Source organism: Rhizobium sp. 01N447_2 (assembly GCF_056399245.1).
Genome location: NZ_JBFTQY010000017.1, coordinates 175,709 through 193,115, shown reverse-complemented (window position 1 = coordinate 193,115; position 17,407 = coordinate 175,709). Strand labels below are relative to the sequence as shown.

Here is a 17,407-nt window from a genome sequence, read left to right as displayed (position 1 = left end):
TTTGAGGGGAGAGCGGATGAGCACCCGGTTTAGACTTTTTGTACAGCCTCCATTTGAAGATGCTCGGTCTAGTCCTGAGATTGTTGAAGTATCGTCTCGGCTGGGTAGCCTGACAGCTGGTCCGGCCGACAATCGCATGTTCGTTGTGGAGCCGGTCGGCAAGACCGGTCCTTACGGTGTGAACCGCGGGCCGCTCGGAACGCCGTACATGTATCTGCCGCCCTGGACCGGCAAAATCCTCGAGCCGGCCACCCCCGACGAGTGCGGCAATTTCGACTATCTTCGACCTTCGATGGCTGGCTTCGAAGCCGCGCATGTTTTTGGTTGCGTGCGATTCACCCTGGATGTGTGGGAACGCTATCTCGGCCAGCCGCTCACCTGGCATTTTCGCGATCATTATGACCGTCTGGAAATCTCGATCCTGCCGCGATGGGACAACGCGCAGTACGGCTATGGTTTCCTCGAAGTTGGGAGCCAGTTCGAGGATGACGGGCACGTCCTTCCCTTCAGCCTGGATTTCGACGTCATCGCTCATGAGGTGGGGCACGCGATCATCTTCAGCGTACTGGGCGTGCCGCGCCCGGGAACCGAGTACCCTGAATATCTTGGCTTCCAGGAGGCCTTCTCCGACTGCGTGTCGCTGATCGCGGCCATGCATTTTCCGTCCGTGATCGACAATGTTCTCGCGGAGACGCGCGGTAACCTCTACCGCGCAAATCGCCTTGCTCGCTTTTCGGAATTTTCGCCGCATCGGCAGATACGGTCGGCAAACAACAAAAGGACGATGGCCGAGTTCGCTCGTGGGTGGAAGGACGAGCATGAGCTCTCGCAACCACTCACCGGCGCGATATTCGACATCCTCGTCGACATCTTTCATGAGAGCCTGGTGGCGCGCGGCTTGATCTCGCCTGCGGTTGAGGATCTCGCAGATATTGCCGAGTTCGATCCGGCTGCCGAGACTCCCGTGCAGCGTGCTTTCGACCGCGCTTTCGCGCGCAACCCAGATGGTTTTGTCGAAGCACTGCTCGACGCACGCGATATCGTCGGGACGTATCTGGCGGAAACCCTGTGGGCTCTTGCTCCCGACTTTCTGGACTACGGCGATGTCGCGAGGACGATGCTTACGATTGATCGGAATGAAAGTGGCGGCCAATTCGCAAGAATCATCAGCAGAAACTTCGGGCAACGGGCGATCGGCGAGTTGCACGCCGGCGCGCACGTGAAAGGCGGCGAGCATCGCAGCCATGTCCTCTCTGCGCGGACGTTACTGCCGATAGATTATCTAGAGCTTCCGAAGATGAACTATCGCGAGAAAGTTTTGCTGTCGAGATCAATGAACGGTCAATAGTCAGGTGGATGGAGGGGGACGTGGCAGACGATGAAACATTACTCGGCGTATCAGCGGTATATCTGTTCGGGCGCCAACTTAGTGATCTGATTCTTAGAGGCAGTGTTTACAAGCCTCTGGGCGTACCTAAATCAGGAAAGAACAATTTTCTGAGGCGCCAGCTGGGTGCGGACGACGCGGCTCTGGCGCGCATCTATGCCTTCTCTTTCGAGGGAGCTTTCATTGAACTCGCTCGGCCAGCAATCTTCGTTGTCCACGGCTCCGGCGCGGATCCCGACGATCCGCCTCCGAATGCTATCGCGTACGACAGATTGTCTCGGTCCCCTGGTTCAAGTGCCCGAACCGGCCTCGGGTCCCAAATTGGAGCTCTCGCCAAGGATATGAGGGTTTGGGTCTATGACAAGGGCGATCTCTCGATGAGACTCGATGCCGAAACGGGAACCTTTGAACAAATCCTGCTCTCGGCTGAGGTTTCGGCTGATCCCAGAGGAACGGCGAGCGGCGGATTGTCCAGATCAGGCGGCGCCTTGTCCCGCTCCGGCGGGGTGATGTCAAGATCAGGCGGATTCATACCGCGCAGATCGGGCGATGGTGATTAATCTACAGATAGGGACGGACCAGGGAGGCTAACATGTCCGACGATAAACCTGAAGTTGAAGTTGAAGTTAAAATTGATAGTTTGGACCCGGACGACGTGGCTGCTCCGTTGCGTGTTGATACGCCTTTTAGGCTCATAGGTCATGGCTTTAGTAAAAAAAAGATCAAAGTATACATATCTACCGATGAATATGGCGGCGATAAAGTTTCAGAAGTCAAAGTATCTATTGAAGGGCACACTACGAGTACAGATGAGTTTTTGAAGGTAATTGCCCGGCCGGAGATCGGCGCTCCGATGGGGAGAGTGTTGTGGGTCGCCATAAAGCTGAACGGTAAATTTCAAGACGCTCGAGAAGGATTCAAAGTCGTCTAATTTTCGGGAGATCACGTCCATAGCGGGCTGACGGTCTCCGACGCCGCCGGCCACTGCCTGCTGCGTCGGCGTCTCGATGCATACCCCCAACCCGCTGCCTTGGCCGCGTCGTTCGCCGCAGCCGATCGACCTGCGACGGAGAAGCGCCGCGGTAAAGTGTAGATCGTCCCGGACGCGGCGCTTTCGAACGCGCTTTGCTGTTCCGTGGATTCATTTCATCTCGCCGGTAAAAATTATAAGTGATTTGCGGAAGCGTCGAGCGAGACACGAGTGCGGTCGCGGGTCCGAGGCCCATCAAGAGCGTTGTGTCGTCTACCGTTTACGCGGGAACAGCCCCGTTCCGAAGACCGGGTGAGACCTGCGTCAATCGCCCGAAGACATCGCAGAGTGTTTGCCGACCACGATCCCGTTCAGCTCAGTTCGAAGTGAGGCTACGTTTGCTGCACCGTTAAGGTTCGCAAACTCTTGCTGGGCCGCAAGCCAGAGGGGCGATGCCCTTCCGTGCAGGAGACGGCCTTCAAGCGTCAGTTCGATGACCCGGTAGCGGCCATCGGTCGGCGAGGGCTTCATGGAGACAAAGCCGTCTCTCTCCAGGAAACCGACCATCTTCCCCATTGCCGTGCGTTCGACATCGAGGCGCTCGGCCAGCGCGATGACGGTCGCGCTTTCAGCCTCAGCCAGAGCGGCGAGGATGAGGAACTGGGTGATGCGCAGCCCGACCGGTTCGAGGTGAGCGTCATAGAGGCGGGTGATCTGGCGGCTCGCCTTACGCATGGCGTTGCAATTGCACTGGTCGATTCCCAGAGGCTGATTTGCCGACAACATTTCCGTTCCTTTCAAATCCATTCTCCGGGCGTCTTCACACAGCCCGCGGAAGACGCCATCCTTTATTGCCATCGCGCCGGCTATTCAGAACAATCCCGGCGGGGGTGTGATGTAGCCGGGAACCTCGTCCGCCAAGGTGCTCTTTAACAGAACCGTGCCCTTGTCGGCCATGACCTCGCTCTTTCCGGCGGACAGTGCGTCATAGGTCTGTATTGCCACGTTCACCGGGCTGGTCTTCGGCACGTCGATACCGTTCGTCAAATCCGTGTCCAGGAAGCCGACGTGAAGAGCGAGCACCTGGATGCTGCGGCCCGCAAGGTGGAACCGTAACTGGTTCGTATAGCTCCAGGCGGCGGCCTTCGACGCGGCATATGGTGTCAGATAGGGCCGTGGCAGCCATACGATATCAGAAAGGACGTTGATAATGGCGGCACGGGGCACTTTGGAAAGGCCAGGCTCAAACGCCTGTGTGACGCGCGCCACGCCATAGTAATTGGTGTCAAACAACGCCTTCGATTGAGCCTCGAAATCGACCGCCAAGGGATTGTCGATCAGGGCGGCAATACCTGCATTGTTGATCAGAATCGTTGTATCTGCTGCAGCCTCGGCTGCGGCGGCGACCGAGGCCGGATCGGTGACGTCGATGCGGATTGGCACGACACCGGGTTCGTCGAAGCCTTTTGTGTTGCGCATGCCTGCATAGACCTTCTTTGCTCCGCGCCGGACGGCCTCGCGTGCGAAGGCCAGACCTAGGCCGCGATTGGCACCTGTAATGAAGATCGTTTCGTTGTTGATTTCCATGACACGTCTCCTTGTTAGGTTAGTGGCCGATCCGCTACTCCGGCGGAGGCCAAATGAGCTGTTGAATTCAGAGGAAAAGCTGCTTGGGCAACTGACCGGATAGCGCGCCTTTGAGGTGGTCGGCGAGCGACACAACGGCATGGACCGGGGCCATACGGACGCTTACGCGCGGTATGGAGCCATCCGGGTGGCGATCGATGATGACGGTCGCATTCAGGCGTTCGCCGCTGGTCAATAGCGCTTCATATTCCAGAAACGTCCGCGAACCGACGATCTCCATAAAGGTCGGGGTTTGCTCGACGTAGAAAGTGCCGACGGCATCTACGACACGCCGGATTTCTTCCCGACCGATCACCGGTCCACGCAGCACGGAACTGATCAGTTCCGCTTCTGCGGTCAGGTCGTCGAGGAATGGATGGCGTTCTTGGTGAGTGCTCGACATAGCCGTTACTCCTGGCTTTCGCCTTCACTGGAAGGCGTCACGGTTCTTGGCGATGAATTCCGGTACGGAGAGGGCAGGGGTTCCGGTCACGCGCTCGACGACGTCGTTGGTGCCGGAAAAGACGCCCTCGCGGTAGTTCTGAGCGACTTCGACTAGGTGCTGCACGAGGAAGGGCGGAAACTTGTAGAGCGTCTCCATCTTGTCTTTAAAGGCTTCGATCGAGGCCGGCGCGTATTCGATCTTGGCTCCCAGAACATCACTCATTGCTGCGGCGATCTCTGTGTGGTTCATTTCGACGGGGCCGTGAAGGGTATAAATCTCGCCTTCATGGCCTTCCGGCTTTGCCAGCAGATGGGCGATCACACGCCCCTGGTCATCCGAGCTAATCGGTGCATGGCGGCCGTTCTCGAAAGGGAATTCGATTTTCTTGGCCGCCCAGATCTCCCTTGCAAAATGCGGATAGACGAGCCAATCGGCAAAGAAGGTTGGACGCAGATGCGTGGTTGGGACGCCTGACCAGTCGAAGACGCGCTCCGAAATCCAATGATCCTGCGCTGCGTGGCTGGTGGATTCTCGACGTGCCGAGATCTGCGACATGTTTACAATCGCGGAGAGGCCGGCTTCCTTCGCCGCCTGCGCGAAGTAGGCAGCTGCACTAAGAATTCCGGGCGCGATTGGGTGAAGAAAGTATGCAGATCGAATACCCTCCATCGCCGCACGAATGTCGTCGATGTCAGTGAAATCGCCAACCGCGATTTCGACGCCGCGCTTCCGCAGTGCTTTCGCGCGGTCGTCKTCCGAGCGAACATAGGCTCTGACCTTTTTGCCTAGTTGAAGAAGCTCGTCGATAGCAGCGCCGCCGGTCCGTCCGGTTGCCCCACTGACCAGGATATCTGTCTTGCTCATTGCCATATCTCCTTATTGAGAGCATATGCTCGTATTTGCTAACAGATAGGAGCATATGCTTTCATTGTCAAGCATGACTTCCCGCGATATTCTGAAGCGTGCCTGCAACGCCTGACCGATCGCCAAGCCGGCAGCACCGAAGGCAAGTGGACGTTTCCTGAAGCAACGATTGCCGAGTGAAAAGCTGGCCACGACTTGGCAAGCGAAAGGGTGACCGCATTTTATACGCACTGATCCGCTGATTTCGTTCGAAAAGCGTCTTGTGGCGTGAATGGTCGACGGTTCAGATACCATCAAGGCGAACGATACGCCGCTTCTCAGGTGCGCGCGAATTCTAGCAGCGGCGCGATATCATGGTTGTCTGCTGCGCGAAGGGCCACGACGTAACGAGTGCGCAGTTCACCGACACCGGCCAGAGTTTCGCCGCCCCAACTGAAACGCTCGCCGCCAAGGCGTTCGATCAGAAGATCGGCCGCCAAGCGAGCGTGACGGCCATTTCCGTTTGGAAACGGGTGGATCGCGACCAGGCGATGGTGAAACCTGATCGCAATTTCATCCGACGAAAATGCCTCATGCCCAACCCAATAGCCGACGTCGCTTAACAGGCTCGCGAGCTCCACTCCGATGCGGTAGGCTTGGACGCCGATATTGCGCTCCGTCGTTCTGAAAGTGCCGGCCCATTCCCAGACGTCGCCAAACATCCGCTTGTGCAGTGTTCGCATGAAGTCCTCGCTGAGCATTCGCTCAAGCGATACGCGCCGGCGACCGCGCGCCCAGGCCGCACCCTCGACGATGCTTTCCTGCTCCGCCTCGTTGAGATCACGGCGGTGCGTGATCCATGTCTGAAGCAGTCCCTCTCGCTCTTGCGGTTCAAGGGGTGTTGCGTCCTCAGGCTCCTGAAACAGGTCCGTCATGTCTCGTTCCAGAGGTCGCGCTCGGAGAGCCTGTCGCGAATGTATGTCTGGACGCGGGATTCGAAGTCTGCTTCATCTGTGTCCTGAGCTTCGAGCCGCATTGTATGCGCGACACGCTGAAGCTCACGCGTTGCGATCTTCCTTGCGCGCCCCTCGATGACAGTCTCAAGTGAACTGTTTGGAACGAGGGCGTAGACGAGAGTGCAATCCAGCGCCTCAGCTGCGCGACGTAAGGTATTGAGTTGGATCGTGCCTGCGGCTTCCGACTTCTCGATGGCTTCAACAGTTTGAGGTCGCACGCCAATGCGTGCGCCGAGTTGCGCGCCCGTCATTCCGAGTGCGTCGCGTAGTGCGCGCACCCATCCCTTCGGCGGCGCCCTGAACCGGTCGATCGGGTGGAGCGCTCGAAGTCGTTCATCAAGGCGCAGGCGCCCCCTCTTTCGACTGTCACTCTTCATCCATTGCCCTCAGACGGTAAGCTGATCATGAGACAATAAATATCAGCATACAGTCTGATTATCAATCCACATGACTCAGTCTGTAATATGATTACAGGATCTAAATATCATGCTGTAATCTGCGAATCTATTATCTAAAATCAGGCTGGAGTCTGTCGGATATCGTTTTGCTCGAGTGGGGATAGAGGCGGGAATTGGCCGTGTTGGAGGCCTTCCCTTCGTCCCCTGACGCAATTTCCGGTCTGGAGAAAGAGGAATGGTTGGGGAGGAATACCTTAGTCTCGTCATGCCAGTTGGCAACGTCGGTCACGCCAGCGGAATTGGGGCGCAGGTCACGCTCCATCAAAACTTCGTCTGACCCCATCAGTCGGCGCGTCGTGCTACGAAAATGACAACGCCGGGCGATCTGAAACTTCAGCTATGCGCGGTGGAATTTGAAATTCCGAGCACGCATATGGACCTCTCGAAGATCAAGACGCTGATCGACTTTGTCGGACGATCGAACATTACCGAGCTGACGGTGACGGAGAAGGACGTGACGGTTCGGATCTTCCGCGCGTCGCAGGGTCAGGAGGCTGCTGCCGAGCCCGAGCAAGAGGCAGGATCGACGACAAGCCTTGGCAATGATGCCGGCTCCGATACGCCTTCGAGGCATGAGAAAACCTATGCGGTGAAGGCGCCGGTCTTCGGCGTTCTGCATCGGACCCCGGCGCCCGGGGAGCTACCATTCGTCACGATCGGTGACGAGGTGGAAGAGGGGCAGACGCTTTTCATCATCGAGGCGATGAAGGTCTTCAACACGATCGCTGCGCCGCGGTCGGGGCGCATCACGCATCTCACCGAAATCGACGATGGCGAGGTCGAGACCGGCGATCTGCTCGCGGAGATTGCATGATGCTGGAAACGCCTGAACAGTCTGCGGCAGGCCGCTTCGATACCGTCCTGATCGCCAATCGCGGCGAAATCGCAGTCCGGATCCAGCGCGCCTGCCGCGATCTCGGTCTGAAGACGGTCGCCATCTGCTCCGAGGCTGACAGGGAAGCGCCCTACGGCAGCACCGCAGACAGCCTTCTCTGCATCGGCCCGTCGAGTGCTGCGAAGAGCTATCTCAATCAGGATGCCATCCTTCTGGCGGCCAGTCTGGCCGGTGCCGGCGCCATCCATCCAGGTTACGGCTTTCTATCGGAAAACGCCGCCTTCGCCGACGCCGTCGAGAAGGCCGGCCTGATCTTCATCGGTCCGACCGCTTCATCGATTGCCATCATGGGCGACAAGATCTCGGCAAAGCGGGCGATGATGGCAGCCGGCGTCCCCTGCGTTCCCGGTCCGGATACCGCGCTGCCCGACGACCCCGCCACGATCGAGCGCATAGCGCTGGAAATCGGATATCCCGTCATCATCAAGGCAGCCGCCGGCGGCGGCGGACGCGGCATGCGCGTCGTGCCAAAGGCCGACGTGCTGCATGAAGCAATTGCGCTGACGCGGGAAGAGGCCCGCAAGGCCTTCGGCTCACCTTCGCTCTACATGGAGAAATTCTTAGAGCATCCGCGCCACATCGAGATACAGGTCATTTGCGACGATCACGGCAATGCCGTGTGGCTGGGGCACCGGGATTGCTCGATGCAGCGCCGCCATCAGAAAGTGGTTGAGGAGGCGCCGGCGGCGGGAATTGTGCCCGATATCATCCAGCCGGTCGGCATGGCCTGCGTGCAGGCCTGCCTTCAAATCGGCTACCGGGGTGTCGGAACCTTCGAATTCCTGTACGAGGACGGTGCTTTCTATTTCATCGAGATGAATACGCGACTTCAGGTCGAACATCCCGTCACCGAGATGACGAGCGGTGTCGATATCGTCCAGGCGCAGATAAAGGCAGCTCAGGGCCACGTTCTTGATCTCAACCAAGGCGACGTGACATGCGAAGGCCATTCCTTCGAATGCCGCATCAACGCCGAGGACCCGGATAGCTTCCTGCCCTCGGCGGGTGTCGTCACCCATCTGGCTTTGCCCACGGGGCCGGGCATCCGCGTCGATACGCATATTCATGCCGGCTACAAGGTCTCGCCCTATTACGATTCGCTGATCGCCAAACTGATCGTCCATGCGCCGACGCGGGCGGAAGCGATGGCAAGAATGCGCGAGGCGCTTGCCGGCACGGAAGTCGAGGGGATTTCCACCAATATCCCCTTCCTGCGCGCCCTGTTCGAGGACGGCGCATTCGCGCAGGGCGAGACGGACATTCATTATCTCGAACAATGGCTGAAGCTGCGGAGGGCGGCATGAGCGCGATCGATTTCAGCGATCCGGCAACCATCGCATTCCTCACCGAAGCGCTGACGGCCGCCGGTGTGGACGGTCTCGAAATCTCCCGGCCGGGCGGACAGCTTCGCATCGTCGTCGCCGAAAAAGGCGGCGCCCGGATCAGCTCGACCGACGCGACGCCTCCTGCTCCCGGTTTCGCTCCCGGTTTGACATCGGCTGTCGTGAAGGCGCCAATGGCGGGCCGCCTCTGCCTCGATCATCCGGCGTCCGCTGTACCGCAAAAACTGCCGCGCTCCATATCCGATGCAGATATCGTCGGGTTCGTCGGGGTAGGGCATATCCTGCTTCCCCTTCGCGCCGGCCGTTCCGGTGTTTTGACCAGGCTGCTCGCCGAGCCCGGCGCGCTGGTCGGCTTTGGCGATCCTCTGTTCGAAATCGAGCTCCCATCATGATCGCCACGACGAACAGACATGCATCGCAACGCGAGATCGTTCCAGCCACCAAAAGCCGGGCGCGGGTTTCTTCGATCGGCGCCAGATCCTTCCTGCTCGAGGCGCCCGGCGACTTCGATCTCGTCGCGCAGCGGCGGATCTGGGCTCTGTCCCAGAGCGTGAAAGGCTGGCCGGACCTTGCCGAAAACATTCCGGGCATGACCAACCTGCTGGTGATCTTCAAGGAGACGCCCGAAGATCCGGATGCGGTGGTCGCCCGGCTGCTGGAGGCATGGGAGAATGCGCGCAGCATCGATCTCAACGGCAAGACCATCGAGATCCCCGTCGATTATGGCGGCGAATATGCGACGGATCTGCCGGCGCTTTGTAATCTCTCGGGCTTGAGCGATCGCGAAGTCGTCCGCATCCATCATGAAGCCACCTACCGTGTCTTTGCCTTGGGCAGCGCGCCCGGCTTCGGCTATCTGCATGGCCTCGATCCGCGCATCTACATGCCGCGAAAGACCGTGCCCTCGCTGAAAATGCCGAAGGGCTGCGTCACCATCGGCGGCATGCAGACCGGCGTCGCCATGCTCACAGGTCCGAATGGCTGGAATTCCATCGGCTTCGCGGCACTTGAGATGTTCGACCCCGCCTCATCGAGACCCGCCATGATGGCGCCTGGAGATACGGTGCGGTTCCTGCCGGCGAGGATCGAGCTATGATCGAGATCTTGGAAAGCGGTCCGTTCAACACGGTGCAGGACCTTGGCCGCCCCGGCTATCGCGATATCGGCGTATCGGCCAGCGGTGCGATGGATCCGCTTGCGGTCCGCATCGGCAACATTCTCGTCGGCAATGATGAAAATGCCGCCGCGATAGAGGTGCAGACCTTCCCGTTCAGCCTGCGTTTCGAGCGACGCGTGGTCTTTGCCGTGACCGGCGCCGACGGCAATCCTCATCTTAGCGGAATGGAACTGCTTGCCTGGTGCGCTTACATCGCGGAGCCCGGACAGGTTCTCGAACTGAAACAGCCTCCACGGCTGGCGCGCTCCTATATTTCGGTCGGAGGCGGGCTGGATATTCCCGTTGTCATGGGTTCGCGAAGCACGTCGCTTCGCGGCAGCTTCGGGGGCAATGCCGGCCGGCCTCTGGCGAAGGCCGATCGGATCGCGGGCGGCGAGGACGCCGAAATCGCCATGCTGCCAGCCTCGGGTCTTGCCGTCGTCGAACCGGCCGTGGCACTGCGCGATGTCTTCCCGGCTGCTGTCGACGGCACGCTGCCGATCCGCGCCTTGCCGGCCGGTGAGCACGATCTTTTCGCAGGCGATGGCGAAGCTTTCTGGAGCCGGATCTGGAGGATTTCCTCCCGAAGCGACCGGACGGGCTACCGCTTATCAGGCGAGCCGATCAAGCCGACGGCGTCCATCGAGATGCGTTCCCACGGCGTCGTGCCCGGCGTGATCCAGGTTCCGCCCGGCGGCGAACCGATCGTGCAGATGAGCGATGCCAACACTGCCGGCGGATATCCGAAGATCGCCGGCGTGATCGAATGCGATCTCTGGCGGCTCGGCCAAGCCCGCATCGGCGCCCGCCTGAACTTCGTTCGCTCGACGCATGCGGAGGCGCGCGCGGTGGAACAGGCCATCGCCCGCTATGTCGACGACGTCAGGCAGACATCCCGGATGGTCAAGCGCGCCTTGAAGGCGATGGCCTAACGCGTGTCGCCCAAGAGGCCGTCAAAAGGAGGAACTGATGAAGATCGATCTGAATTCCGACATGGGCGAAGGATTTGGTCCCTACCGGCTGTGCGACGACGAGGCGATGATGAAACTCGTCTCGTCGGCCAACATCGCCTGCGGTTTCCATGGCGGCGACCCCGAGATCATGGGGCGTATGGTCCGGCTTGCGAAACTGAACGGCGTCGGAATCGGCGCCCATCCGGGCTTGCCCGACCGGCTCGGGTTCGGCCGGCGCGAAATAGCGTTTTCGCCAGACGAGCTTCGCCAGCAGATGCTCTATCAACTCGGCGCCCTGATGGCGATCGCCAAAGCCGAGGGTGTCACTGTCTCCCATATCAGCTTCCACGCAGCCATGGGCAATATGGTCAACCGCGATCCTGTGCTGGCCGATCTGATGATGGATGCGATCGCCACGGTCGATGCTGGTCTCGTCGTCTTCGTGACCCATGGCAGCGAGATTCAGCTGGCGGCCAGACGCGCGCGGTTGAAGACGCTGGCGCTTTTCCTTGCGGACCGGGCTTATGATGCCCAGGGCAGACTTGTCGCGCGCGGGCTCGCTGGCGCCGTCATCAAGGACGAAGCCTCGGTGCGTGCACGCGTACGACAATTCCTCCTCGAAGGAACCGTCGAGACGATCGACGGAGCGGTGATCGCAATGCCGGCCCGCTCCATTCTCGTCCATAGCGACACACCCGGCGCCTTGGAGCTTGCCGGCATCGTGCGCGGCGAGATCGAAGCCACGGGTGCTGCGCTCGCGCCTGCCGCCGAACTCGCCGATTGATACAATCCTGATCGCCTGCGGGCGGTCTCCCATTCCAATCCCTCATCGAAGGACCATCTTGATGTCCGCTGTATCAGACCGCCTGAAAAACGTCTCCATATCCGCATCCGCCGCCATGACCCAGCGCGCCAGGGAACTGGCCGCCAACGGGATCAAAGTCGTCAGCCTCTCGTCTGGCGAGCCGGATTTCCCCACTCCGGCGCACGCGATCGAAGCGGCTCATGCGGCAGCTCTTGCTGGCGATACGAAATATCCTCCGATGGACGGTACGCCGGCGCTCAAATCCGCCATCATCAGGAAGTTCAAACGGGACAACAATCTCGACTACCAGGCCAGCCAGATCGTCGTCTCGGGCGGCGGCAAGCAGGTGATCTTCAATGCCATGCTGGCAACCTGCAATCCGGGCGACGAGGTCGTCATTCCCACACCCTCCTGGGTCAGCTACGCCGATATCGTCAAATTCGCCGGTGGCAYCCCGGTCGCCGTCCCCTGCCACGAGCAGACCGGCTTCAAGCTGCGTCCCGAGGATCTGGAGGCGGCGATCACGCCGCGCACCAAATGGCTCTTCCTGAATTTCCCGAACAATCCGACCGGGGCGGCTTGCTCCCGGGCGGAGATGGCTGCCATTGCCGAGGTCATGCTGCGTCATCCCAATGTCTGGATCATGACCGACGATATCTACGAACACCTGGTCTATGACGACTTCCAGTTCTGCACGATCGCCGAAGTCGAACCCAGGCTCTATGAGCGCGTCCTGACGATGAACGGCGTTTCCAAGGCTTACGCAATGACAGGCTGGCGGCTCGGCTTTTGCGCCGGGCCGAAAGAGCTGATCTCCGCCGTCAGCAACGTCAACGGGCAGAATGGCGGCGGCATCGGGACGCTGACCCAGGCTGCGGCGACCGCTGCGCTGGACGGGCCTCAGGATCTCTTGAAGGAGCGTGCGGCGATCTACAAGGAAAGACGCGATTTCGTCCTAGACAGATTGTCTGAGGTGGACGGGCTGCGCTGCCACAGGCCCGAAGGCGCCTTTTACATCTATCCCAACATTTCCGGGCTGATCGGCAAGACCAGCAAGGGCGGACGAAAGATCGAGACCGATGTCGATTTCGTCATGGCGCTGGTGGAAGAGCATCATGTCGCGACCGTGCAAGGGGCGGCTTACGGAATGAGCCCCTTTTTCCGTATTTCCTACGCGACCAGCATGGAGAAACTCGGCGAAGGCTGCGCGCGCATAGCTCAATTCTGCAGGGATATGCGCTGATCGGCGACGCGCTTTAGATCTGAATTCAGATCTAAAGCAAAGAAATGGAGCATGATGTCGTCCGAAAACCGCTCACACTTTTCGGCATCATGCTCTAGCTTTTCAACCGCGCCGTCAGCTCGAGAAGGATGTCCCGGACGGCAAGGGCCGGTTCCGACAGCGGATTCTGGTCGGAAACGCACAGCGACAGGGTTTCTTCGATCCGCGGCGAGACGAGCCGGCAGATCAGCGGCTCGCTCGACTCCGATACGATGCGATCGGCGATGGCTTTCGGCATGATCGTCGCGCCGAGGCCGCTGCCCACCGCACGGGCCAGCGTGCGGACGATTTCGACTTCCGCCACGACTTTCAAATTGGTGCGGGTGCGGGTGAAGGCGGTATCGACCGCGCGGCGGACGAAATTATAGGCCGGCGGCAACAGCAGCGGCATCCCGTCGAGGGCATTGACCGGAACGGGTTTCGCATCCGCTTCGATCGCAAAGTCCCGATGCGCGACAAGGAAAAACTCTTCGCTGAGAATCGGCTCGAACCGGACACCCTTGATCGGTCCGGTTCCATGGAGAAGCGCCATCTCCAGCCGGCCGTTCATGATCATCTGGCTATAGGTCTGGCCGACGCTTTCGGTCAGGTGCAGCAGAATACCGGGATGCCGTTTTCGGGTCTCCGCCAGGAGGTCGACCGACAGCGTGGCCGCACTGCTGAAGGGCACGAGGCCGACGGACACACGCCCGGCAAGCGAATTCCCGGCTGCCGACGCATCCGCTTGCGCCTGCTCCATCTGCCGAAGGATAATCTGCGCATGGCGATACACCGCATGTCCCGCATCGGTCATGCTGACGCCCTGCTGGCTGCGGATCAGCAGCTTCTGGCCGAAATGTTCCTCCAGTGCCGCAAGCTGCTGGCTGAGGGCCGGCTGGGCGATGTGCAGAAGGTCCGCCGCTCGCGTGATGCTGCCGCTGTCGACGATCACAATGAAGGATCTGAGGCGTCTGATGTCCATGAGGATCGGGGTACCGTTCTGATCTGCGCGGCTTACATGTTTGCAGACGCGCATTGCTTTTGCAACGCGACGCCGGCGCCAGAACCGGGGACCGCCTGCGGCACGGACGCCGCGAGGCGATGCCCGGCATCAGCTCTGTCTTTTCTTCAGCAGCCTGCGCCCGCTCCATAACCGTTGCTTATTGCTCCAGAGATAATCGGTCTTAGGCAAGGGGTTTAAGCTTCGCTACTGTCTCGATCAACAACAAGGGAACGACAATGCCATTCTCCGACTACAAGACCGCACTGGTGACCGGCGCATCCTCCGGTATCGGCGCAGCCGTGGTGGAGCGGTTCCGCCGGGAGAACATCGAGGTCCATGCGGTTGCCCGTAGCGCCGAAGCGTTGCAGCAGCTGGCCGCGCGAACGGGCTGCATCGCCCACGTCATCGATGTGACCGACCGTCAGGCCATGGCCGAGCTCACCCGTCGAGTGGAGTTCGATATTCTCGTCAACAATGCCGGCGTCGACCGGCCGAAGAAATTCCTGGAAGCCGACGAGGGCGATATCGATCTCCTCGTCGACGTCAATCTCCGAGCGGTCCTGCACATCTGCCGCATGGTCGTGCCCGGCATGGTGGCGCGCGACCGCGGACATGTCATCAATATCTCATCGATCGCCGGCGCCTACAATTTCGGCGGAAATTCATCCTATCACGCCACCAAGGCCGGGGTGAGCATGCTGTCCAACCAGCTGCGCATCGACGCTTTCGGCAAGCGGGTACGGGTCACGGAAATCTGCCCCGGCCGGGTCGCCACTGACATTTTCAATCATGTCCACGGCGATGACCCCAGCATCCGCGAACGGTTCATCGACGGCTTCGAACTGCCGCAGGCGGCCGATATCGCCGACGCGATTGCCTTCGCCATAGCAGCCCCCGTCGCCGTCAACATCGGACATATGGAGATCACACCGACGCTGCAGGTCATGGGCGGCCTGCAGACGGCAAAGCCCCAGCCTTCGGCGAAGACGGATCAATCCGGGGAGCCAAACCCGTGAGCGGTTTCGACCTTTCGGCAATCCTCGGAAATCCGGAATATACCGCCATGCTGCTGCATGGCATCGAGATGACATTCATCATCTATGCCGGCTCCTGGACTATGGCGATGGCGCTGGCACTTCTGCTGCTGGCTTTGCGTTTTTCGCCCTTTCGCTTCGGCGATCCGTTAGTCGCTGCTTACGTATCCTACCACCGGAACGTCCCCACCCTGGTTCAGCTGATGCTGTGGTATTTCGGGATTTTCACCCTGATGCCGAGCGGAGTAGCCGAATGGCTGGCCGTCCATAACGCCGAGGCCATCTTCGCGGTGATCGGGCTCGGGCTCTGCCAGGCGGCCTATTTCAGCGAAGATCTTCGGTCGGGCGTGCGCTCGGTCAGTCCCGGCCAAATGCAGGCAGCCCGCGCGCTCGGCCACGGCTATGTCTCGGCGATGCGTTTCGTCATCATGCCGCAGGGCGTGCGCAACGCCCTGCCGCCGCTCATCAATCACAGCGTTTCCCTGTTCAAGAACAGCAGTCTCGCCGTCGTCATCGGAGCCTCGGAACTGACGCATGCCGTCAAGGAAATCGAGAACCTCAGCTTCCGGACCTTCGAGATCTACCTGATCGGCACGGTTCTCTACCTTTTCTTCTCGCTCGTGATCATGAGCATCGGCGCCTATCTGTCCATGCGCACGGATCCTGCCAGGAGTGCGCGGGCATGATCCACGACATGATCGCCATCGTCCAAGACTACTGGCTGCTGCTGCTGATCGGCCAATATCCTAACGGGCCGCTTGGCGGGCTCGCCAACACGCTGATCCTTTCAGCGCTCAGCATCGCTCTCGCTTTTCCGGTCAGCATCCTCTTCGCACTGGCGCGGCTCTCCAGGTCGCCGCTGCTGCGCTGGCCGGTCACGGCGCTCGTCTATTTCACCAGGGGCGTGCCGCTCTTGATGCTCATCCTGTGGAGCTATTTCCTCGTTCCGCTGCTGACCGGCGCTGATGTGCCGAGCTTCGTGACGATGCTGACGACGCTCGTGGTCTATCAGAGCGCGTTCCTGAGCGAAGTCGTGCGTGCCGGCATCGTCGCGCTCGGACCGGGCCAGATGGATGCGGGGCGTGCGCTTGGCCACAGCTATATCGGCGCGATGCGCTTCATCATCCTGCCGCAGGCGCTCTACAACATGATCCCCAGCATCATCTCCACCTTCGTCTCGACGATCAAGGACACGACGCTCGGCTACGTGATCAACGTGCCGGACCTGACCTTTGCCGCAAGCCAGGTCAACAACCAACTCCTGACGCAGCCTTTCCAGGTCTTCCTCATTCTGGCGATCGTCTATTTCGCCATCTGCTGGACGCTCACCTACTTCGCAAATCGCCTCGAGCGGAGCATCACGCGGCGACGTGCGGGACTTTCCAACCTTCCTGCCGCCGCCTTGGTTGCGCCATCGAAAATCATATCGGAGCAGCTATGACCATGTCAGTTTCAGCACAGGAATTGCAGACGATCCGGCTTTCGCAGGTCTGCAAGAGCTACGGCGACTACCCGGTCCTGAAGGACATCGATGCGCAGGTGACGCGCGGCGAGGTCGTGGTCATCTGCGGACCGTCCGGTTCGGGAAAGTCGACGCTGATCCGCACGATCAATCGCCTTGAGGAGATCAACAGCGGATCGATCACGCTCGACGGGCAAAATATTCACGCCGCCATGCGGGCAAAGGAACTCAATGCGCTGCGCAGCAGGATCGGCTTCGTATTTCAGAACTTCAACCTGTTTCCGCATCTTTCGGTGGTCGAAAACGTGTCGATGTCGCCGATCCGGGTGAAAGGCGTGGCACCGGATGTCGCCGAGGACAAGGCCCTCAAGCTTCTCGATCGGGTCGGTCTCGCCGACAAGGCGCGGGCCTATCCCGGTCAACTCTCGGGTGGCCAGCAGCAGCGGGTGGCAATCRCCCGCGCCCTTGCCATGGAACCGCCGGTGATGCTGTTCGACGAGCCGACCAGCGCGCTCGATCCTGAAATGGTCGGCGAAGTGCTGGCCGTCATGAAGAGCCTGGCGTCGGAAGGCATGACCATGCTCTGCGTCACCCACGARATGGGTTTCGCGCGCGACGTCGCGGATCGGGTCTGGTTCATCGATGCCGGCCAGATCCTCGAAATGGCGACCCCCGAGGAATTCTTCAACAATCCAAGCCATCCCCGTGCGCAGCGTTTCCTCGCTGATCTCAGGCATTGATACCAACCAC

General features: G+C 60.1%; 21 protein-coding genes. 14 read left to right on the top strand and 7 right to left on the bottom strand.

The window, feature by feature from the left end:
• Positions 1-16: 16 nt before the first annotated feature.
• From AC1ECN_RS14505 to AC1ECN_RS14495, 3 genes are read left to right on the top strand one after another with little or no spacing between them, the layout of a single operon-like run.
• On the top strand, positions 17-1,348 hold the full coding sequence (locus AC1ECN_RS14505) for a gluzincin family metallopeptidase (RefSeq protein ID WP_131706390.1): 1,332 nt from the start codon (positions 17-19) through the stop codon (positions 1,346-1,348).
• Positions 1,349-1,356: 8 nt separating this feature from the next.
• Positions 1,357-1,947: a hypothetical protein gene (locus AC1ECN_RS14500; RefSeq protein ID WP_018070650.1), complete on the top strand. Its 591-nt coding sequence runs from the start codon at positions 1,357-1,359 to the stop codon at positions 1,945-1,947.
• A gap of 32 nt (positions 1,948-1,979) precedes the next feature.
• Positions 1,980-2,318 carry a hypothetical protein gene (locus AC1ECN_RS14495; RefSeq protein ID WP_477953344.1) on the top strand — a complete coding sequence of 113 codons (339 nt, stop codon included), beginning with the start codon at positions 1,980-1,982 and terminating at the stop codon, positions 2,316-2,318.
• A 363-nt stretch (positions 2,319-2,681) separates the two neighbouring features.
• Here AC1ECN_RS14495 and AC1ECN_RS14490 read toward each other — a convergent pair whose 3' ends face one another.
• The 6 genes from AC1ECN_RS14490 to AC1ECN_RS14465 all read right to left on the bottom strand — a co-directional run bounded on the left by AC1ECN_RS14490 (position 2,682) and on the right by AC1ECN_RS14465 (position 6,664).
• Entirely contained in the window at positions 2,682-3,143 is a 462-nt protein-coding gene (locus AC1ECN_RS14490) for a MarR family winged helix-turn-helix transcriptional regulator (protein WP_477953342.1), read from the bottom strand.
• An 84-nt stretch (positions 3,144-3,227) separates the two neighbouring features.
• Positions 3,228-3,944 (bottom strand): SDR family oxidoreductase, encoded by a 717-nt coding sequence (locus AC1ECN_RS14485; RefSeq protein ID WP_130658007.1) that lies wholly within the window; start codon positions 3,942-3,944, stop codon positions 3,228-3,230.
• 67 nt (positions 3,945-4,011) lie between these two features.
• On the bottom strand, positions 4,012-4,386 hold the full coding sequence (locus tag AC1ECN_RS14480) for a hypothetical protein (protein WP_075223794.1): 375 nt from the start codon (positions 4,384-4,386) through the stop codon (positions 4,012-4,014).
• A 24-nt stretch (positions 4,387-4,410) separates the two neighbouring features.
• Positions 4,411-5,292 carry an NmrA family NAD(P)-binding protein gene (locus tag AC1ECN_RS14475; protein WP_477953340.1) on the bottom strand — a complete coding sequence of 294 codons (882 nt, stop codon included), beginning with the start codon at positions 5,290-5,292 and terminating at the stop codon, positions 4,411-4,413.
• 317 nt (positions 5,293-5,609) lie between these two features.
• Positions 5,610-6,206 carry a mobile mystery protein B gene (locus tag AC1ECN_RS14470; RefSeq protein ID WP_477953338.1) on the bottom strand — a complete coding sequence of 199 codons (597 nt, stop codon included), beginning with the start codon at positions 6,204-6,206 and terminating at the stop codon, positions 5,610-5,612.
• Positions 6,203-6,664, bottom strand: a complete 462-nt coding sequence (locus AC1ECN_RS14465) for a mobile mystery protein A (RefSeq protein WP_018070657.1) — start codon at positions 6,662-6,664, stop codon at positions 6,203-6,205. Before AC1ECN_RS14465 ends, AC1ECN_RS14470 begins: the two co-directional genes overlap by 4 nt.
• Before the next feature lie 454 nt (positions 6,665-7,118).
• On the opposite strand from AC1ECN_RS14465, the gene AC1ECN_RS14460 reads away from it, so the two are divergent.
• From AC1ECN_RS14460 to AC1ECN_RS14430, 7 genes are all read left to right on the top strand, one after another.
• On the top strand, positions 7,119-7,559 hold the full coding sequence (locus AC1ECN_RS14460; RefSeq protein ID WP_477953386.1) for an acetyl-CoA carboxylase biotin carboxyl carrier protein: 441 nt from the start codon (positions 7,119-7,121) through the stop codon (positions 7,557-7,559).
• Positions 7,559-8,944, top strand: coding sequence for an acetyl-CoA carboxylase biotin carboxylase subunit (accC, locus tag AC1ECN_RS14455; RefSeq protein ID WP_477953336.1), 1,386 nt, complete (start codon positions 7,559-7,561; stop codon positions 8,942-8,944). Before AC1ECN_RS14460 ends, accC begins: the two co-directional genes overlap by 1 nt.
• Positions 8,941-9,375 (top strand): acetyl-CoA carboxylase biotin carboxyl carrier protein, encoded by a 435-nt coding sequence (locus tag AC1ECN_RS14450; protein WP_477953334.1) that lies wholly within the window; start codon positions 8,941-8,943, stop codon positions 9,373-9,375. Before accC ends, AC1ECN_RS14450 begins: the two co-directional genes overlap by 4 nt.
• The gene (gene pxpB, locus AC1ECN_RS14445; protein WP_018070661.1) at positions 9,372-10,079 is read left to right on the top strand and encodes a 5-oxoprolinase subunit PxpB; all 708 of its coding nucleotides are present in this window, start codon (positions 9,372-9,374) and stop codon (positions 10,077-10,079) included. The genes AC1ECN_RS14450 and pxpB overlap by 4 nt, the downstream gene beginning before the upstream one ends.
• Complete coding sequence (locus tag AC1ECN_RS14440; protein WP_131717350.1) at positions 10,076-11,071, top strand: 5-oxoprolinase subunit C family protein; 996 nt, start codon at positions 10,076-10,078, stop codon at positions 11,069-11,071. The genes pxpB and AC1ECN_RS14440 overlap by 4 nt, the downstream gene beginning before the upstream one ends.
• Positions 11,072-11,108: 37 nt before the next feature.
• Positions 11,109-11,876 carry a 5-oxoprolinase subunit PxpA gene (locus tag AC1ECN_RS14435; protein WP_130676291.1) on the top strand — a complete coding sequence of 256 codons (768 nt, stop codon included), beginning with the start codon at positions 11,109-11,111 and terminating at the stop codon, positions 11,874-11,876.
• 61 nt (positions 11,877-11,937) lie between these two features.
• Positions 11,938-13,140: a pyridoxal phosphate-dependent aminotransferase gene (locus tag AC1ECN_RS14430; RefSeq protein ID WP_477953331.1), complete on the top strand. Its 1,203-nt coding sequence runs from the start codon at positions 11,938-11,940 to the stop codon at positions 13,138-13,140.
• Between the two features lie 94 nt (positions 13,141-13,234).
• On the opposite strand, the gene nac is transcribed toward AC1ECN_RS14430, so the two are convergent.
• Complete coding sequence (gene nac, locus AC1ECN_RS14425; RefSeq protein WP_130662887.1) at positions 13,235-14,194, bottom strand: nitrogen assimilation transcriptional regulator NAC; 960 nt, start codon at positions 14,192-14,194, stop codon at positions 13,235-13,237.
• Between the two features lie 203 nt (positions 14,195-14,397).
• Here nac and AC1ECN_RS14420 point away from each other — a divergent pair, with 203 nt between their 5' ends.
• The 4 genes from AC1ECN_RS14420 to AC1ECN_RS14405 are packed head-to-tail and all read left to right on the top strand — an operon-like array spanning position 14,398 to position 17,397.
• Positions 14,398-15,177, top strand: a complete 780-nt coding sequence (locus tag AC1ECN_RS14420; RefSeq protein ID WP_018070666.1) for an SDR family oxidoreductase — start codon at positions 14,398-14,400, stop codon at positions 15,175-15,177.
• Positions 15,174-15,881 carry an amino acid ABC transporter permease gene (locus AC1ECN_RS14415; RefSeq protein ID WP_130657990.1) on the top strand — a complete coding sequence of 236 codons (708 nt, stop codon included), beginning with the start codon at positions 15,174-15,176 and terminating at the stop codon, positions 15,879-15,881. The genes AC1ECN_RS14420 and AC1ECN_RS14415 overlap by 4 nt, the downstream gene beginning before the upstream one ends.
• Positions 15,878-16,636, top strand: coding sequence for an amino acid ABC transporter permease (locus tag AC1ECN_RS14410; protein ID WP_003538412.1), 759 nt, complete (start codon positions 15,878-15,880; stop codon positions 16,634-16,636). The genes AC1ECN_RS14415 and AC1ECN_RS14410 overlap by 4 nt, the downstream gene beginning before the upstream one ends.
• Positions 16,633-17,397, top strand: a complete 765-nt coding sequence (locus AC1ECN_RS14405; protein ID WP_477953329.1) for an amino acid ABC transporter ATP-binding protein — start codon at positions 16,633-16,635, stop codon at positions 17,395-17,397. Before AC1ECN_RS14410 ends, AC1ECN_RS14405 begins: the two co-directional genes overlap by 4 nt.
• Positions 17,398-17,407 lie beyond the last annotated feature (10 nt).

Coding starts and splice junctions, on each gene's coding strand:
- AC1ECN_RS14505 (WP_131706390.1), top strand. CDS start 17: ATGAGCACCCGGTTTAGACTTTTTGTACAGCCTCCATTTGAAGATGCT.
- AC1ECN_RS14500 (WP_018070650.1), top strand. CDS start 1,357: ATGGAGGGGGACGTGGCAGACGATGAAACATTACTCGGCGTATCAGCG.
- AC1ECN_RS14495 (WP_477953344.1), top strand. CDS start 1,980: ATGTCCGACGATAAACCTGAAGTTGAAGTTGAAGTTAAAATTGATAGT.
- AC1ECN_RS14490 (WP_477953342.1), bottom strand. CDS start 3,143: ATGTTGTCGGCAAATCAGCCTCTGGGAATCGACCAGTGCAATTGCAAC.
- AC1ECN_RS14485 (WP_130658007.1), bottom strand. CDS start 3,944: ATGGAAATCAACAACGAAACGATCTTCATTACAGGTGCCAATCGCGGC.
- AC1ECN_RS14480 (WP_075223794.1), bottom strand. CDS start 4,386: ATGTCGAGCACTCACCAAGAACGCCATCCATTCCTCGACGACCTGACC.
- AC1ECN_RS14470 (WP_477953338.1), bottom strand. CDS start 6,206: ATGACGGACCTGTTTCAGGAGCCTGAGGACGCAACACCCCTTGAACCG.
- AC1ECN_RS14465 (WP_018070657.1), bottom strand. CDS start 6,664: ATGAAGAGTGACAGTCGAAAGAGGGGGCGCCTGCGCCTTGATGAACGA.
- AC1ECN_RS14460 (WP_477953386.1), top strand. CDS start 7,119: ATGGACCTCTCGAAGATCAAGACGCTGATCGACTTTGTCGGACGATCG.
- accC (WP_477953336.1), top strand. CDS start 7,559: ATGCTGGAAACGCCTGAACAGTCTGCGGCAGGCCGCTTCGATACCGTC.
- AC1ECN_RS14450 (WP_477953334.1), top strand. CDS start 8,941: ATGAGCGCGATCGATTTCAGCGATCCGGCAACCATCGCATTCCTCACC.
- pxpB (WP_018070661.1), top strand. CDS start 9,372: ATGATCGCCACGACGAACAGACATGCATCGCAACGCGAGATCGTTCCA.
- AC1ECN_RS14440 (WP_131717350.1), top strand. CDS start 10,076: ATGATCGAGATCTTGGAAAGCGGTCCGTTCAACACGGTGCAGGACCTT.
- AC1ECN_RS14435 (WP_130676291.1), top strand. CDS start 11,109: ATGAAGATCGATCTGAATTCCGACATGGGCGAAGGATTTGGTCCCTAC.
- nac (WP_130662887.1), bottom strand. CDS start 14,194: ATGCGCGTCTGCAAACATGTAAGCCGCGCAGATCAGAACGGTACCCCG.
- AC1ECN_RS14420 (WP_018070666.1), top strand. CDS start 14,398: ATGCCATTCTCCGACTACAAGACCGCACTGGTGACCGGCGCATCCTCC.
- AC1ECN_RS14410 (WP_003538412.1), top strand. CDS start 15,878: ATGATCCACGACATGATCGCCATCGTCCAAGACTACTGGCTGCTGCTG.